Raw genomic sequence first — 17,049 nt, 5'->3', positions numbered from 1 at the left:
CTAGAGCGGCAAGAGACCCGGAGATAAACTTTCTAGTACCTGAAGCAACGCTGCCGCAGTATCTAAGCTTGTGAAGCAAGGGATTCCATGTTCTACAGCTGCTCTACGGATGGCAAAGCCATCACTTTCTTGGACTCGACCATGAGTTGTTGTATTGACAACGTATTGAATCTGTTGCTTGCGAATACCATCAATAATTTCGTTAGAACCATCATGCAGCTTGGCAATTGTTTCTACCCGTAATCCCTGAGTCTTTAAATAGCGGGTAGTCCCCTCAGTCGCTAGGATACGGAAGCCAATTTCTGCGAAACGCCTGGCCAGCTCTAACCCTTCTGCTTTATCCCGATCTGCCAAGGTTATTAACACAGACCCATAAGTCGTAAAGGACAATCCCGCTCCCAGCAACGCCTTGTAGAGAGCTTTTTCATAGGTTTTGTCCATGCCCATAACTTCACCCGTAGATTTCATCTCAGGGCCTAATGACGGTTCGACTCTTTGCAGCTTAGAGAAGGAAAACACAGGTGCTTTGACAGCAACTCGATCACTGACTGGCCAGAGGCCGTGGGGGATACCTATTTCTTCCCACTTTTTGCCCAGGATAACTTGGGAAGCCCAATCAACAATGGGAACCCCGGTAACTTTACTTAGAAAGGGAACTGTACGGCTTGATCGCGGATTAACCTCCAGAACATAGAGTTCTTGGTGGTAAATGACATATTGTATATTAAGCAGACCTTTTATTTTCAAGGATCGTGCTAAGGATTTTGTCAAAGCAATAATACGTTCTTCCATGTTTAAGTCGAGAGTTTGAGGTGGATAGACTGCTATAGAATCTCCGGAATGAACTCCGGCCCGCTCCAAATGTTCCATAATCCCGGGGATAAAAACATTCTCTCCGTCTGAGATTGCATCAACCTCAACCTCCGTACCCAGCAGATATTGATCCATCCAGATTTCCTGGTCTGAGGATGCGGAAAAAGCTCGCTTAATAACCGGTTCTAATTCCTTTTCTTCATATACAATGTCCATAGCCCGGCCGCCAAGAACATAAGACGGACGTACAACTAAAGGAAATCCAATCTCATGGGCAACGCTCTGCACTTGCTCCATATTCTTGGCGCCGCCTCCGCGAGGGCGCTGGGCACCTAGCTCTTGCAGTACCCGGTCGAAATTTCCTCGCTCTTCTGCACGATCGATATCTTCTACCGTCGTACCTAAAATCTTATATCCACGTCTTGCCAGTCCGCTTGCTAAACCGATTGCCGTCTGCCCACCGAACTGAACGACTACTCCATCGGGTTGTTCTTTATCTAAAATCTCGGATACATCCTCTAAGGTTAATGGTTCAAAATAGAGACGATCAGCCGTATCAAAATCCGTCGACACTGTTTCCGGATTGTTATTGATTATAATGCTTTCATAACCCGCTTTTCTCAGGGCCAGTACAGCATGTACTGAACAATAATCAAATTCTATACCCTGTCCTATTCGAATTGAACCTGAACCTAGAACGACAACTTTAGGCCGTTTATGAACATCCCCTTCATCTTCCAGATCATAACTGGAATAAAAGTAAGGTGTTGTCGCTTCAAATTCTGCGGCGCAGGTATCCACCATTTTAAAAACAGGCCTTATACTATGCTCTTTTCTAAATTGATGTACTTTGTCCTCAGTAGTTTTCCAGAGAGATGCAATCTCCAGGTCAGAAAACCCTAGCCGTTTTACTCGACGCAACCTAGCCTCATCCCAAGGAGTCTGTTCCAATAAAATTGTCTCATCCACAAGACGTTTTAGTATATTCAAATAGTATCGATTCCAACCGGTTTCTTGAACCAACCAATCTACTGTCCAACCGCGTCTCAAACCTTCAGCAAAAACAAACAACTGGCGATCATCTGGTTTTAAACAAGCGTCTTTAAGTTCCGCGTCTGAAAGTCCCTCAAGCTCCGCCATGCGAACCCCATAAACTTTTATATCAAGAGAACGGATGGCTTTGAGCAAGGCGGATTCCAAGTTCCGACCTATCCCCATTACTTCCCCCGTTGCCTTCATCTGAGTCCCTAACTGGCGATCTGCCTCTGTAAATTTATCAAAAGGCCAGCGCGGAAACTTCACAACCACATAGTCCAAGGCAGGCTCAAAACAAGCGGAGGTCTTTCCCGTCACAGCATTCTTGAGTTCTGTTAGAGCATAACCCAAGGCTATCTTAGCGGCGATTTTAGCAATAGGATATCCCGTAGCCTTCGAGGCCAAAGCACTTGAGCGACTTAAGCGAGGATTAACCTCGATCACAACATATTCCATTTGAGAAGGATGGAGGGCAAATTGGACGTTACACCCACCTTCAATTCCCAGACCATTAACAATTCTTAGAGAGGCACTGCGCAGGGTTTGAACCTCTCTGTCAGTTAAGGTTTGACAAGGTGCTACAACAATACTGTCACCTGTATGTATTCCCACCGGATCCATATTTTCCATGTGACATATCGTTATACAGTTACCGACTCCATCCCGTAAAACCTCAAACTCGACTTCCTTCCAACCAGCTACACTTCTCTCTACAAGAATCTGACCAATCAGACTTGCCTGAAGGCCGCTTTCTGCAATCTGTTGAAGTTCAGTTTTGTTTTGAACAATTCCTCCTCCGGTTCCACCCAAGGTAAAGGCCGGCCGAACAATAAGTGGGTAACCGGTAACATCTGCAAATTTCAGGGCATCCTCAACATGGGAAACAATCATGCTTTCCGGAATCGGCTCACCCAGTTCTTTCATCAGAGCCCTAAAGCTCTCCCGATCTTCAGCTTGGTCAATGCTTTTCAGCGAGGTTCCCATTAGAGTGACCTCACAGCGCTCCAAAACCCCTCTTTTAGCAAGCTGATACGCTAAGTTTAAGCCTGTTTGTCCACCCATCGTAGGTATCAACCCGTCAGGTCTCTCCCGTTCAATGATCCGTTCCATAGATTCCACAGTTAAAGGCTCTATATAAACCCGATCTGCTGTTTCTCGATCCGTCATGATTGTGGCAGGATTGGAATTGACGAGAATGACCTCAATCCCTTCCTCGCGAAGAGCTCGGCAAGCTTGTGTGCCGGCATAGTCAAATTCAGCCGCCTGTCCAATTACGATGGGGCCTGAGCCAATTACCAGAACCTTTTTCCACTCTTTTTTGGGCATTCTTATCCTCTCCCCTTTCGCGCTGATCTGTCTAAAACAATAGACTTGAAGCGGTCAAAAATTTCATCGTTCTCCTCAGGCCCTGGAGCCCCTTCCGGATGAAATTGTACCGATAAAATTGGATAAGAAGTATGCTCCATTCCTTCTACGGTTCCATCATTGAGATTCAGCAAGGTAACCTCAAAGCCCGAACCCTTCAAAGAGTCTTCCTGCACAGCGTAGCCATGGTTTTGGGATGTCATTGTCGCTTTTCCAGAGCGGATGTCGATCACCGGATGATTCCCGCCCCGATGTCCATAATGTAACTTGTAGGTTCTTCCACCTGCAGCCAAGGCTAAAAGTTGGTGTCCTAAACATATCCCTAAGATTGGCAGCTTATCATATAACTTCTGTACTGTAGCAATTTCTTCGGGTAACTCTTCGGGATTGCCGGGGCCATTGCTCAGAACTATCCCACTGGGGCGATTCTTAAGTATTTCTTCAGCCTTAGTCTTAGCTGGGAAAACCATAATCCGAAACCCTCTTTTCTGAAGGTTACGAATGATATTTCGTTTTACGCCAAAATCCATGACTGCAATCAATGGACCTGATCCGGGAATTTCAAATGACTCTTTCACCGTCGAACGATAAACCCAATGCTCACTATTTTCCTTTACTTGGGTTTTCTTCTGCGAATTCCTCCAATAATCCTGCCCAATCTCTTTAGTGCGAACAAGTACTCCTGGCAAGGTTCCAAATTGCCGTAAATATCTGGTTAGTGCTCGTGTATCGACTCCCTTTAGACCTTGTACACCATGCTGGTAACAATAATCCTCTAGAGACCCCTCACCATGCTGACTTCCCTCCCCCCCGGAAAGTTCGCGAAGGATGAGCCCTTGCAGGCGTGTTTTATCCGCTTCATTTTCTTCATGATGCCATCCATAGTTTCCAATCAGGGGTTGAGTAAGGACAAGTATCTGACCTGCATAGGATAAATCTGTAACCATCTCCTGATAGCCACTCATTGAGGTATTGAAAACGACTTCTTGCTCTTCTACCTGGGTGGAACTCTTTTCCCATCCCCCAAACTCTTCTCCCTCAAAGGTCGTCCCATCTTCAAAAATAAGATAAGCCACCTCGACACTTCCTCTCTCTATCTTGGTAAATCTTTATCTATTTAACAACTCTATCTCTCTGAACTAACTTACCTTCAACCCAAACCATCACAGGGAAGCCAGCCATATTCTTTCCTAGAAACGGAGTATTGCGAGCTTTCGATACCAAGTTTGTTGAATCAATCACCTCTGAGAAGTCAGGATCAAAAAGCACAATATCCGCTATAGCCCCAGGCTTGAGGGTTCCCCCTGTCAAACCAAACCGTTGTGCCGGAGCCCAACTCCAAGCCTCAATCACACGATCCAGGGACAATCGTCCAGGTAACACCAAGTAGTTCCAAACCGCACTTAAGGCAGTCTCTAGACTAGCAATTCCAAAAGGAGCTTCTGCAAAGGGTCGAGCTTTTTCTGCCTGGGTGTGTGGGGCATGATCAGTTGCTATCATATCAATAGTTCCATCACGCAGCCCTTCAATTAAGGCTTCCCGATCCTCTTCCGAACCCAGGGGAGGATTTACCTTAAGCACTGTATCTGTAATACCTATCTCTTCATCAGTAAAGATGAGATGATGCGGGTTGACCTCTGCCGTAACATTAACACCTCGTGCTTTAGCTTTTCGAATCATCTCCACGCTATCTGCCGTTGAAATATGGGCCAGATGAAGCTTGCCGCCAGTTTCCTCGGCAAGAATTAAATCTCTGGCCACTATTACACTCTCGGCACTGGCCGGGATTCCTCTTAATCCCATCCGCCCTGAAGCCACGCCTCTTCGCATTTGGCCATCTCCGGCTAAATCTTTATCCTCACAGTGACTGATAATCGGAAAGCCTGTAAGTTTGGCATATTCTAAAGCAAGCCTCATCATTTCTGCGTTCTGAATGTTTTTACCATCATCCGAAAAAGCTGCTGCTCCTCCTGCTTTCATATCCGCCATTTCTACTAATTCACTGCCCTGCATGCCTTTAGTGACTGTCCCTATGGGCAGGACATGGGCATATCCGGCACGTTCGCCTTGTCTGCGTACAAACTCTACCAAAGCTCGATTATCTATAGGAGGTTGTGTGTTAGCCATGGCCAGAATTGTCGTAAATCCACCCCGTACTGCAGCACGTGATCCACTTAATATATCTTCTTTATCCTCTTGCCCTGGTTCACGCAGATGAGTGTGTACATCAATAAGTCCCGGGAAAAGATATTTACCTTTGCCATTAACGGTTTCCACAGATTCACCTTGCGCTTTTACTAAAACATCTTCCTCTGTCAGTGATGCAGAAATTTCTAATACCATTTTATCCTTAATAAGAACATCCCGGGGAGCAGATATATTTTGACTTGGATCTATAACCATAACGTCTTTAAGCCACCACATTGCCAGACCCTCCTATCAGTAAATAAATCAATGCCATACGGATTGCTACACCATTCGTGACTTGACGCTCAATCAAGGCGTCGACCCCATTAGCAACATCATCAGAAATTTCCACCCCTCTATTCATCGGGCCGGGGTGCAACACGATGCTTTGTTTGCCTGTTTTCTTGAGCCGCTCTGTGGTTAAACCATAAAGATGGCTATATTCACGAAGACTGGGAAAGAGTCCGCTTTTCTGTCTTTCAAGTTGAAGGCGAAGGGCCATAACGATATCCGCACCGGGTAAAGCACTGTCAAGATCGTGAGTCATGTTAACCCCTAATCCCTCCATTTCAGCGGGAACAAGGGTTGGAGGACCGGCCAAAGTCACATTGACCCCCATCTTTTGCAGACACCAAGCATTACTTCGAGCAACCCTAGAATGTAAAACATCCCCCACAATGACCACGTTCTTACCTTCTAACTCTCCCAAATGTTCCTGCATCGTAAATATATCCAGTAAGGCTTGGGTTGGGTGGGCATGCTGCCCATCACCTGCATTAATGACTGCCGGGTCTAAAATATCTGCTAAAAACTTCGCAGATCCTGAACTAGGATGCCTAAGAATCACGACATCAGCTCTCATTGCCTGAATAGTCTTAGCAGTATCATATAAACTCTCACCCTTACTTACACTGCTCTGGGCAACCGCAATACTTGTTGTATCAGCTCCTAAAACTTTCGCCGCCATTTCAAAAGAGGTTCGAGTCCGTGTACTTGCTTCATAGAAAAGATTAACTACTGATTTTCCTTTTAATGTAGGCAATTTTTTTATTGGACGCATTAAAATCTCTTTCATCACTTTTGCAGTATGCAAAATATGACGGATTTCCTCCACACTCATATCCTCGATCGCTAGAATATCTTTACGCTGCCACTTCATGAATAAACCTCCCTAACTTTTTCCATTCTTATTGTTTCTAAACAGTTTGTGATTATTCTCTTTGAAAGTAAGGGGAATTCCACTAAAGTGTTCACTTAGCAATATCCCCTTAGTTTCTGGTCGACGGGGTAAAAATGTAAAAATCCTCATCCCAAAAGGGAGAGGATTTAAAAATAGGCATAGCCTACTATATCCAACTCACCCCTTGGTTATCTCTCTGGATAACATTTAAAGGGAACCGGTTGATTAACTTTTATTGATATCATCATCTCTTTCGAGCAAGAGCACGTCTTCGTCCCCATCCACTTCTTTAAGTCGAACAGCGACAATTTCTCGACGAGATGTGGGAAGGTTCTTGCCAACAAAATCTGCTCGGATAGGCAACTCTCTATGTCCCCGATCGACCAGCACAGCCAACTGAATTCGTTCAGGCCTTCCAATATCCATTGTTGCGTCTAAAGCCGCACGAGCCGTTCGGCCTGTATAAAGTACATCATCAATTAGAATAACCGCTTTACCTTCAATACTTACCGGAATGTCCGTTTCATGAACGACGGGGTGAATGTCAATGGTACTGAGATCATCTCTGTAAAGAGTAATATCCAGGATTCCCAATGGAACCTTTACTCCCTCGAACTCTTCAATATACTGCTGGATTCGTTCCGCAAGAGGCACTCCTCTTCGGCGAATCCCTACTAGGACAAGTTTATCAGTACCTTTATTCTTTTCGACAATTTCATGAGCAATACGAGTTACTGCCCGGCGAATTCCATCCGGATCTAAAATTTTACTTTTTATTGTTCCTTCCAAGGCTTCTAACTCCTTTCTTCCCAGGGAATCTTTAGTCCTTAGATATTTCTGTCCTAATTGGTGATTGGTTGCTCGAATACTTTCTGAGTAGTACAAAAAAACTGTCTCGAAAGCAGACAGTTTTCCCCGTGTATCCGTCTGCCTTCCCAAGCCTCTCGGGACTTCATTAAAGGCTATAATTCTTGTTCCCTAGTTTACTTTAGCTTTGATTAAAAGTCAATGCACTAATTAAAATACCGAAATTTATCGAATAATCTCTCAACTAGCGCATTTTTTCAAGCAGAGCGGCAAACCTATGCGGCAGAGGAGACTCGAAACTCATCCACGACCCATTGCGCGGATGCTCAAAACCTAAATGAGCTGCATGGAGCATTTGACCTTGTATGCCAAATTGATTCTTCTTAGGACCGTAAACCGGATCTCCGATAATCGGGTGCTTAATATAGGCCATATGTACGCGTATCTGATGGGTTCGCCCCGTCTCTAAGCAAACTTCTAAATATGAAGTATCTCCAAAACGTTCAACAACGGTATAATGGGTCACAGCCTGTTTCGAATTCTGCATAACCACCGCCATGCGTTTTCGATCAGAAGGATCTCGTCCAATTGGGGCATCGACGGTTCCAGATGGCTCCGTCATGACCCCGTGAACCAGGGCCAAGTATTTTCTCTCCATAGAATGTGCCTTAAGCTGTGCAGCAAGACCTTGGTGTGAAAAATCATTCTTAGCCACTACCAAAATTCCCGATGTATCCTTGTCTATGCGGTGTACAATCCCCGGTCGCAACACTCCATTGATTCCAGAAAGATTATCACAGTGGTATAGCAAAGCATTAACCATCGTTCCCGTCCAAGCCCCGGGAGCCGGGTGAACTACCATTCCTTGTGGTTTATTGACAACTAAAACATCCTCATCCTCGTAAATAATCTCCAGGGGGATATTTTCCGGTGTAGCCGAAGATTCTCTTAGAGCTGGAATAATGACTTTTACTAAATCCCCTTGGCGTATTTTGTAATTCGCTTTTCTAGCTAACCCATTGACAAGTACACATTCTTTTGTAATAAGACCCTGAACGAAAGAACGGCTTTTTTCTAAAACTTCAGTTACTCCAAGATCTAAGCGAACTCCTTCAGGAAGTTCAAACACTTGCTCGTGAGAAGATATTTGTTCATCTTCATCCAATCCGCAATCGGAGTAATCTAATCCTGAATTATTTGTTGAATCAATTAACACTCTTCATACCCCAATACCTAGTTTTTCTTGGTGAGAACTAAATGCAGTTCACTACTCATCAGTTACATCAAGTTCAGATCCCCTTGAGGCTCTTTCATCCCGATAAATAGCCAGCAACAGTAGTCCTACCCCTACAACAATCATACTATCAGCGAAGTTAAACACATACGGCCAAATCTGAAAATCAAGATAGTCTACAACCCGTCCTATAACCAGCCTATCGTACAAATTTCCCAGTGCTCCGCCTCCAATTATCCCTAATGCCAGTCGTGTAATCCTCTCTTGGCGTGGTATACGATACTGCCCATAAACCACCCCTCCAACAACCAGAACCGCTGTAAGGATAAAAATCCAGGTTCGGCCCGCCATCAGACCAAAAGCTGCGCCTGGATTCAAGACATAGGTCAAATGGAATATCCCGGGGAAAACTTTTAGTGTTTCGCCCGGAATAAAGTATGTTTGAATTAAAAACTTCAGAAAACGATCTACACCCCAAACCCCAATTATTGCAAGCCAAACTAACAACAGATTCCCTCCCACTATTCTTTCCCTCATCTTAACATAGGGTTCTAAGTGGGGCAAATAATTATGTTTGTCCGTGCTCTTTACTATAATGAATGGTGTTTATGCGACCTTCCGGTTCCCGCTGAGTTTCTATAGTTTCAATAAATTGGACAGCGCCAATGGATTCGTCCGAATCTTCGTAGAGGTTATTTGGATCCGAAATATTACGGTTAGTTCCCAAGTCCTGAAGAGTATCTGCAGTACCATAGCGAGCTACAGCTTGCCAGGAATCTTCGCCATCAAACATAACTTGATCAGTACCATCATTAAAAGTTCTGGAAAATGGACGATTTAGAATTTCGTTTTCCACTGGGTCTCGATGCAGGGAGTGTTGCTCTTCTTTTTCCTCTTCACGGCTGCATTTTGCACATACTGTCGTGTAAGGCAAAACCTCAAGACGTTCATAAGGAATCTGTTCACCGCAATGCTCACATTTGGCATAGTTTCCCTTTTCAAATCTTTCCAGGGCATTGTCAATAGCCCCAATTCTATGACTTAAGCGATCATGTTCGGCAATATCACGCGACCGCTGATACAATTCGCTTCCAACATCTGCCGGATGATTATCCACAAGGGATAATTCTCCTAATGAATCTTTCATACTTCCTTCAAACAATTCAGCAGCAGTTTCCATAACTTCATTTCGTTCTTCATGTAATGTATTGATCAATTTATCATATCCCTTTTGATCTTTCAATTATCTTCGCCTCCTACTCCAAATTTAGGGTTGGTTAACATATCTGCTTAATTCCGCAATCAAACCTCCTATTACTGGCAGGTTCAGAACCACTATCCGTTTTAAGATAAAATAGGCAAATCCAGCCAGCAAACCTGCTCCAAGGGCAGTTCCCAATCCTCGCAAAAGACCAACTCCGAAATTAATCCATAGCATTCTTCCCGGTCGATTTAAATAAGAGATATAATCAGCTAGTCTCATTTTTTCCAGAGTTTCTGCCAGCAAAGCAACTTGATGGTTTAATCCCGCCAACTCCTGAGCATTAATTGAATCCGTTTCATCTTTACTTATTGAGAGTTTCATGGTCGGTTTATTCTCTTCTTTCGAAACGGCCACGTTATCACCTCACGTTAAACATCTTTTTTATTGTTCCCACAGCTTTGTAATTTACACTGATTCATTTAAATATAATAATCTTAAAAATTCTGTAATGAAGCAAGCTACGGCTTCTAATCCAAATAAAAAAAGGGTTGTAATTAATCTTTAGAAGTTAATTACAACCCTTTTAAAAAACACACACTACTTATAGCTAAGAGCTTCCCAGACAGATCAAGGTTTATATTCTTCCACTAGGGAAGACATACTTCAAGCAATTGTCCGTTTACTAAACTAAAGGCATTTCCTTCATCAGTGTCTACATGCAAGTCAAGAGCGTACTCAGGGTTTACCCGAACTAACACCTGATCAAGAATTCCACCACGGGGACCAGGCACAATCGCTCGGATATATTGCCCATCAACAAATTTATACTTCTCTGCATCTTGCGGACTCATATGAAGATGCCGAGCAGCAATTATAACACCTTTAGTCATTTGAATTCTACCCTTTGGACCTTCAACATCAATGCCAGGCGTTTCTTCAATCTTTCCAGAATCCCGGACTGGCGGTTTTACTCCAAGTTTAAAAGTATCAGTAGCAGTAAGTTCAACTTGAGAAGCCTTCCGGGCAGGCCCCAAAACCCGAACTCCCGCAATAGTACCTTTTGGTCCAATCAGCGTTACTGTTTCTTCACTGGCAAATTGACCAGGTTGACTAAGATCTTTCATTTTTGTTAAAGAGTATCCCTCACCAAAAAGAGCCTCAATATGATCCTGTGACAGATGGATGTGGCGATTAGATATTCCGACGGGAACTTTTAAGGTTTCCATAAGTTCATCTCCCTCCTATCAAATAGTAATGCCACCGTGCGAAATAGAATATGTCAAGTTTTAAGCATCGGCAGAAGTTATAAAATACCTTACGCTTATTATACCTATTTCGAATCATAACGACAAATTACTATTTATTCAGGCGATTTCGGGAAGTAGATGAATTAGGAAATTACTTAATAATGAGATATTAGGTACAAGATTCTTATTCCCCTGTCAACCAAACTATTTCTCCCTCTTGAACCACCGGAACAATTGGCAAAATATTTGGAGTGGAGCAATACTCTATGTCTCGTTCAAAGCCCAAGGATATAAGTTTTTTACCATGTACTGAGTTTCGAATTCTATCTGTAAGATGATCTTCAGAGCTTCGATATAACATTCGTGCAGCTTCACCTAAATCATTGAGCAAAATTTTTGATCCCAAAGAATCAATTAACATTCCGGCACAAAGAGTATCCGGCAAGTCAAAACGTTCTTCAGTACCTGCACAAAACACTACTATTCCTTTTAATCTATTTCCCTTCTCAAATTCTCTGTGTATAGCTAGAACAATACTATGCATATTTATAAACGAAGCCATCCAAATCATTGGGGCAGCAATAGAATCACGTATAGCTCGAGTACCATTTGATGTAGTCAAAATTACTCTTCTGCCTCCTACTTTTTCAGGAGCATAGTCAAAAGGTGAGTTTCCTAAATCAAAGCCCTCAATGATCAGCGAATCACGCTCACCCCCTAACAATGAGCCGGGAAGAGTTAAACGTTTTTCTATGGCTTCCTCTGAGGTAAGCACCGGGATAATGGCCTGGCAGCCATTAGCTAGTGCAGTCACGATGGTACTGGTTGCTCTCAAAACATCAATCACGATGACTAATCTATCTTCTAAATAGGGAATTCGTGGAGAACCTGTACTCGGCAATACTTCGATTTGCATGCGATCACCCCATTCCTTAATTATTATGTAACTTTACGAACAATCTTATTATAATTCAACTTTTTCTGACTTAATTCCTGCCTAATATCTTTATAATCTCTAATTTCAGATTTTCTTAAAAACATTCTATTTAATTTGGCTTTTTCTCTTAACAAAGAATAGACACAGAATACATAAGTATCCTGCGTCTAGCAAGAAAAAAATTCATTAAGACTCTCTACGCCAACGTAAGTTGGGTTTTCTAACGGCACTTACTTCATCCAAACGGGTTACAAAGGTGGTATAAGGGGCATTCTTTACCAGATCCGAATCATTTTTAGCTTCTTCAGCAATCTTAATTAGAATTTCGGCAAATTTATCTAGAGTTTCAATGCTTTCAGTTTCTGTAGGCTCTATCATCATGGCCTCTTCAACAATTATGGGGAAATAAATTGTTGGAGGGTGATAGCCATAGTCTAATAAGCGTTTTGCAATATCTAAAGTGTGTACTCCTGTTGACTTAAGGTTCTTAGGTGTAATAATAAATTCATGCATGCAGACCCGTTCAAAAGGAAGATAATAATGTTCTTTAAGAATACTCATAAGATAATTAGCATTCAAAACTGCATTTTCTGAAGCTGACCTTAATCCCGCCCCGCCAAGGCTGCGAATGTAGGCATAGGCCCTTACAAGCACTGAAAAATTTGCATAAAAAGAGCGTACACGGCCTATAGACAGTGGCATATCATTTTTAAGTGAAAAGATTCCATCTTCCGACCGTACAACCAGTGGTTTAGGAAGATAGGGGATCAGAAATTCCTTAACCCCAACTGGCCCAGACCCCGGCCCTCCACCTCCATGAGGTGTAGAAAAGGTTTTGTGCAAATTTAGATGGACAACGTCAAAGCCCATATCCCCAGGACGGGCAATACCCATTACAGCATTTGTATTCGCTCCATCGTAGTACAATAAACCGCCCACATCGTGAACCAACTTGGTTATTTCTAAAATATTTTCATCAAAAAGACCCACAGTGTTAGGATTTGTTAGCATCAGAGCCGCAACCTCGTCATTAAGAACCCTTTTCAAAGCGTCAAGATCCACTCCACCCCGCTCATTAGAGGGAATTTGAATAATTTCGTACCCGGCCATTGCGGCAGTGGCGGGATTTGTTCCATGAGCCGAATCCGGAACTACGACCTTTGAACGTTTAGTGTCTTGGCGATGATCGTGATAGGCTTTGATAATTAGTATCCCCGTCATTTCTCCGTGGGCTCCGGCCGCCGGTTGAAGAGTAAACCCATCCATCCCGGTTAATTCACAAAGGTCCTCCTGTAACTCTGCCATAAGCTGTAAAGCCCCTTGAGTCAACGACTCCGGTTGATAGGGGTGTAGAGCAGTAAAACCTGGAAGGCGAGACAACATTTCATTAACCTTTGGATTATACTTCATTGTACAAGACCCTAGTGGATAAAACCCAGTATCAACACCATGGTTGAAGGTAGAAAGATGAGTAAAGTGACGGACAGCGTCTACTTCAGAGACTTCCGGAAGCAACGGCTCTTGCTTGCGCAATAAACTTTCAGGAATCAGATTTTCAATCGGAACTTCCGGTACATCGCAGGCAGGTAGACTTACTGCAGTTCGTCCATCGGCACTGAGGTCAAAAATTAGCGGTTCTAAAACTTTCACTGGATTTCCCCCAATCTGGCCACTAGCCGATCAATATCTGCTTTTGATTTCGTTTCTGTCACACAGAAGAGGAGATGGTGATCGAGTTCCGGATAGAAACGAACCAGATCAAGCCCACCAATAATTTTACTTTCCAATAGCCCTGAATTAATTTTAGCAGGTTCAATCTCAGACTTAATCACAAATTCATGGAAAAAAGGTCTTGAAAATGCCAAGCTCATCCCTGGTATCTTGGCAATCTCTTGAGCAGCATAGTGGGCATTTTGCAGATTCAGGTTGGCCATTTGTTTAAGTCCTATTTTACCCAGGGCACTCAAATGCATAGTAAAGGCAAGGGCGCAAAGTGCTTCATTGGAACATATGTTTGAAGTTGCTTTTTCCCGTCGGATATGTTGTTCACGTGCCTGAAGAGTTAAAACATATCCTCTCTTTCCAGATTTATCGGTTGTAGCCCCAACTATTCGCCCCGGCATACGACGGACAAACTTGTCTCGGCATGATAAAAATCCCAAATATGGCCCACCATAGTTAAGCGGGTTTCCGAAAGGTTGACCTTCACCTACAGCAATATCAACGCCACACTCACCAGGTGATTTCAGTAGTCCCAATGAAACAGGGTTAACTGAGACTACCACTAAGGCTCCCTTAGCATGAGCCATCTGGACAATTTGTTCCACATTTTCCAGTCCGCCAAAAAAGTTGGGAGTTTGAACAAGAACACCGGCGATATCTTCTTTTAGTAGAACTTCTAAAGCAGCCTGATCCATTACACCTTCTTTGAAAGGAACTTCAATGATTTCTACACCCCGGGGTGGCAAATATGTTTTCAATACCTCACGATATTCCGGATGTGCCGTAGTCAAAACTAACACCTTATCTCGTCGCGTAGCATCACAGGTCATAAGAGCTGCCTCTGCTAGTGCCGAAGCCCCATCGTACATAGAAGCATTGGTTACATCCATTCCCGTCAATTCGCAAACTAAGGTTTGAAACTCATAAATTGCTTGAAGGGTTCCCTGACTAATTTCTGGTTGATAAGGTGTATAGGCTGTATAGAACTCTGAGCGCAACAATAATTGGTCAATGAAGCTGGGAATGTAATGTTCATAAGCCCCAGCTCCTAAAAATGAACTATACTCTTCGACAGTTTTATTTAAACCCGCCAAACCTTTGACGTGTTTGACTAATTCCTGCTCCGACATCCCTCCAGGAATAGCCAGCGCCCGCTGCAACCGGACTTCCTGCGGAATATCTGAAAAAAGATCTTCAACTGACTTAGCCCCGATACGGGCTAAGAGCCGTTCTTTTTGGCTGTCCGTATTCGGTACGAAGTTCATTCTAATGTTCCTCCTGTGCTAGTAATGTCTCATATTCCTCAACGGACATCATACTTTCCAGCGGAGCTAAATCTTCAGCCTCTACCTTAATCAACCAGCCCTCTCCATAGGGGTCAGAATTTAATAAATCAGGTGTATCCATAACTGAAGTGTTCACTTCTACAACTTTTCCACTCACTGAAGCAGAGATGTCGGATACAGCTTTAACTGATTCAACGGTACCGTAAGATTTTCCGACCGTTACCGTTGCTCCTACATCCGGGAGCTCGACAAACACTACGTCGCCAAGGCTTTTTTGGGCGTGGTCTGTTATACCAAATGTAATAATATTTCCTTCAACCTTTGCGTATTCATGCTCTTTGTTATACTTTAAATCAACTGGATTCATTCAAATCATCCTCCTCAAATTTTAATTATTTTGTCCAAAGGGGATTAGCAACATCCACTAGTAACCCTAAATGTGTAGTATGGCTAGATGAATTTTATTTAAGCAATTAGCAGAGAGTAAAACTACTAAGATTATTTTTTAGCTATGCGATACTGGATAATACTTTATCAGCTACTACACTAGATTCCTTGGGTTTTAATTGATCCTCACGTTTGTAAAACAAGGAGGGAACAATTCTTGCTTTAACTGCCTTCCCACGAATCATTACATCAAGAATCTGACCCTGAATCGCTAAATCGGCCTTGATTAATCCTAAAGCAATGTTTTTGTTTAGAGTTGGTGAAAATGAGCCAGATGTAACAAATCCAATCTCTTGCCCATCTTTTTGTAAGGGATAGTGGGAACGGGCTATTCCACGCTCAATCATTTCTAATCCTACTAACTTTCGCGGTACCCCTTGTTCTTTTTGAGCGAGAATTACTTCCTTGCCAATGAAATTCACTTTATCCAGCTTAACAAAAATCCCAAGCCCAGCTTCAAGAGGAGAAATCTCCGCCCCTAATTCATTCCCATATAAGGGAAGACGAGCTTCAAACCGCAATGTGTCACGTGCACCCAGCCCAATGGGCTGTACACCCTCTAGAGCACCAACCTCCAATATCTTTCTCCACAGTTGCCGACTATGATCCGGAGTTACATAAATCTCAAATCCGTCTTCTCCTGTATAGCCCGTCCGGGAAATCAGACAACTAATCCCGTCAATATTCCCGTGAGTGAAACTATAGTATTTAATCTGTGAAAGATTAAGCTCTGTAATACGCTGTAAGACAGTTTCTGCTAGAGGGCCTTGTAAGGCAAGCTGAGCATATTGGTCAGAGACATTCTCTACGTTAACATTAAAGCTGTCTGTTTGTTTTAATATCCATGCGTAGTCCTTATCGGCATTGGAGGCATTTACGACAATCAGAAAACGTTGAGAATTATATCGATAAACCAACAAGTCGTCTACAATTCCACCGCTTGGATAGCACATAGGAGAGTATAGAATTCTGCCATCCTCCAGCTTACTGACATCATTGGTGATCAGCATTTGAATAAACTCTAAAGCGTCTTGACCACGAACCTCTATCTCACCCATATGAGACACATCGAAAAGGCCAGCTTTAGTTCGAACAGCATGATGTTCATCTATAACACCAACATATTGAACAGGCATTTCCCATCCGCCAAAATCAATCAGTTTTGCCTTATTAGCCAAATGCTCTTCATAAAGTGGAGTCCGTTTTAATTCATTCATAAAGAAACCTCCTTATTTAGACTAGAATAGGTTTTTCACAGAAGACATTTAGCGCCTTAGATTTCTTCAATAGTGTTCCATATACCAAGTCATTACACCCAGAAAAAACCTTCCATAATACCCTTGTAAATTTCTGTAAATTAAAGAAGGACAGAGAAAATGCGTAGTCGCGCATTTTCTCTGTCCTTTAACCTGAGAGATTCGCCGTATCTCGGCTTCCCCTTTGGTGTTCTTTTGCAAGAAACTCTCCAGAGTCCCGTCTTCTAGCAGTACTTTTGCCTGAGAGCTTCCCTCCCTGAAAAGCGAATTCAGGGAATTTCTCCTTCGGCGTCTGTATTTCAGATCTCTCCTGCCAGTTTCATCCGGTA

Annotated in this window: 15 protein-coding genes and 1 riboswitch; all 15 genes read right to left on the bottom strand. The window is 43.1% G+C overall.

What is annotated here, in order from left to right; translation table 11 throughout:
• Window positions 1–3,174 (bottom strand): carbamoyl-phosphate synthase large subunit, encoded by a 3,174-nt coding sequence (carB, locus tag DP73_RS07320; protein WP_034598524.1) that lies wholly within the window; start codon window positions 3,172–3,174, stop codon window positions 1–3.
• A gap of 2 nt (window positions 3,175–3,176) precedes the next feature.
• Window positions 3,177–4,289, bottom strand: coding sequence for a glutamine-hydrolyzing carbamoyl-phosphate synthase small subunit (gene carA, locus DP73_RS07315; RefSeq protein ID WP_034598523.1), 1,113 nt, complete (start codon window positions 4,287–4,289; stop codon window positions 3,177–3,179).
• 37 nt (window positions 4,290–4,326) lie between these two features.
• The gene (locus tag DP73_RS07310) at window positions 4,327–5,637 is read right to left on the bottom strand and encodes a dihydroorotase (protein ID WP_034598522.1); all 1,311 of its coding nucleotides are present in this window, start codon (window positions 5,635–5,637) and stop codon (window positions 4,327–4,329) included.
• The gene (locus DP73_RS07305; protein WP_014904559.1) at window positions 5,624–6,559 is read right to left on the bottom strand and encodes an aspartate carbamoyltransferase catalytic subunit; all 936 of its coding nucleotides are present in this window, start codon (window positions 6,557–6,559) and stop codon (window positions 5,624–5,626) included. Before DP73_RS07305 ends, DP73_RS07310 begins: the two co-directional genes overlap by 14 nt.
• Before the next feature lie 246 nt (window positions 6,560–6,805).
• Window positions 6,806–7,369, bottom strand: a complete 564-nt coding sequence (pyrR, locus tag DP73_RS07300) for a bifunctional pyr operon transcriptional regulator/uracil phosphoribosyltransferase PyrR (RefSeq protein ID WP_034598729.1) — start codon at window positions 7,367–7,369, stop codon at window positions 6,806–6,808.
• Between the two features lie 262 nt (window positions 7,370–7,631).
• Window positions 7,632–8,552: an RluA family pseudouridine synthase gene (locus DP73_RS07295; RefSeq protein ID WP_242865722.1), complete on the bottom strand. Its 921-nt coding sequence runs from the start codon at window positions 8,550–8,552 to the stop codon at window positions 7,632–7,634.
• A 102-nt stretch (window positions 8,553–8,654) separates the two neighbouring features.
• Window positions 8,655–9,128, bottom strand: a complete 474-nt coding sequence (lspA, locus tag DP73_RS07290; protein ID WP_034598520.1) for a signal peptidase II — start codon at window positions 9,126–9,128, stop codon at window positions 8,655–8,657.
• Window positions 9,129–9,189: 61 nt separating this feature from the next.
• Entirely contained in the window at window positions 9,190–9,864 is a 675-nt protein-coding gene (locus DP73_RS07285) for a TraR/DksA C4-type zinc finger protein (protein ID WP_034598519.1), read from the bottom strand.
• 24 nt (window positions 9,865–9,888) lie between these two features.
• The gene (locus DP73_RS07280; RefSeq protein WP_052090459.1) at window positions 9,889–10,239 is read right to left on the bottom strand and encodes a DUF5665 domain-containing protein; all 351 of its coding nucleotides are present in this window, start codon (window positions 10,237–10,239) and stop codon (window positions 9,889–9,891) included.
• Between the two features lie 233 nt (window positions 10,240–10,472).
• On the bottom strand, window positions 10,473–11,051 hold the full coding sequence (locus tag DP73_RS07275; protein ID WP_034598518.1) for a phosphate propanoyltransferase: 579 nt from the start codon (window positions 11,049–11,051) through the stop codon (window positions 10,473–10,475).
• A 205-nt stretch (window positions 11,052–11,256) separates the two neighbouring features.
• Complete coding sequence (locus DP73_RS07270; RefSeq protein WP_034598517.1) at window positions 11,257–11,988, bottom strand: 2-phosphosulfolactate phosphatase; 732 nt, start codon at window positions 11,986–11,988, stop codon at window positions 11,257–11,259.
• 207 nt (window positions 11,989–12,195) lie between these two features.
• Entirely contained in the window at window positions 12,196–13,659 is a 1,464-nt protein-coding gene (gcvPB, locus tag DP73_RS07265; RefSeq protein WP_034598516.1) for an aminomethyl-transferring glycine dehydrogenase subunit GcvPB, read from the bottom strand.
• Window positions 13,656–14,996, bottom strand: coding sequence for an aminomethyl-transferring glycine dehydrogenase subunit GcvPA (gene gcvPA / locus DP73_RS07260; protein ID WP_034598515.1), 1,341 nt, complete (start codon window positions 14,994–14,996; stop codon window positions 13,656–13,658). The genes gcvPB and gcvPA overlap by 4 nt, the downstream gene beginning before the upstream one ends.
• Before the next feature lies 1 nt (window position 14,997).
• Window positions 14,998–15,384: a glycine cleavage system protein GcvH gene (gcvH, locus tag DP73_RS07255; protein ID WP_034598514.1), complete on the bottom strand. Its 387-nt coding sequence runs from the start codon at window positions 15,382–15,384 to the stop codon at window positions 14,998–15,000.
• A gap of 142 nt (window positions 15,385–15,526) precedes the next feature.
• Window positions 15,527–16,681, bottom strand: a complete 1,155-nt coding sequence (gcvT, locus tag DP73_RS07250) for a glycine cleavage system aminomethyltransferase GcvT (protein WP_052090456.1) — start codon at window positions 16,679–16,681, stop codon at window positions 15,527–15,529.
• A gap of 257 nt (window positions 16,682–16,938) precedes the next feature.
• A riboswitch (glycine riboswitch) is annotated at window positions 16,939–17,043 on the bottom strand.
• Between the last annotated feature and the right edge of the window lie 6 nt (window positions 17,044–17,049).

The sequence above is a fragment of the Desulfosporosinus sp. HMP52 genome, assembly GCF_000765145.1.
GTDB lineage: Bacteria > Bacillota > Desulfitobacteriia > Desulfitobacteriales > Desulfitobacteriaceae > Desulfosporosinus.
Note: the sequence above shows the minus strand (reverse complement) of the source record. Positions and strands in the feature narration are given on the sequence as shown.

Excerpts from the sequence above, each read along its gene's own strand:
- carB (WP_034598524.1), bottom strand. The coding sequence starts at position 3,174 with ATGCCCAAAAAAGAGTGGAAAAAGGTTCTGGTAATTGGCTCAGGCCCC.
- DP73_RS07310 (WP_034598522.1), bottom strand. The coding sequence starts at position 5,637 with ATGTGGTGGCTTAAAGACGTTATGGTTATAGATCCAAGTCAAAATATA.
- DP73_RS07305 (WP_014904559.1), bottom strand. The coding sequence starts at position 6,559 with ATGAAGTGGCAGCGTAAAGATATTCTAGCGATCGAGGATATGAGTGTG.
- DP73_RS07275 (WP_034598518.1), bottom strand. The coding sequence starts at position 11,051 with ATGGAAACCTTAAAAGTTCCCGTCGGAATATCTAATCGCCACATCCAT.
- DP73_RS07270 (WP_034598517.1), bottom strand. The coding sequence starts at position 11,988 with ATGCAAATCGAAGTATTGCCGAGTACAGGTTCTCCACGAATTCCCTAT.
- gcvPA (WP_034598515.1), bottom strand. The coding sequence starts at position 14,996 with ATGAACTTCGTACCGAATACGGACAGCCAAAAAGAACGGCTCTTAGCC.
- gcvH (WP_034598514.1), bottom strand. The coding sequence starts at position 15,384 with ATGAATCCAGTTGATTTAAAGTATAACAAAGAGCATGAATACGCAAAG.
- gcvT (WP_052090456.1), bottom strand. The coding sequence starts at position 16,681 with ATGAATGAATTAAAACGGACTCCACTTTATGAAGAGCATTTGGCTAAT.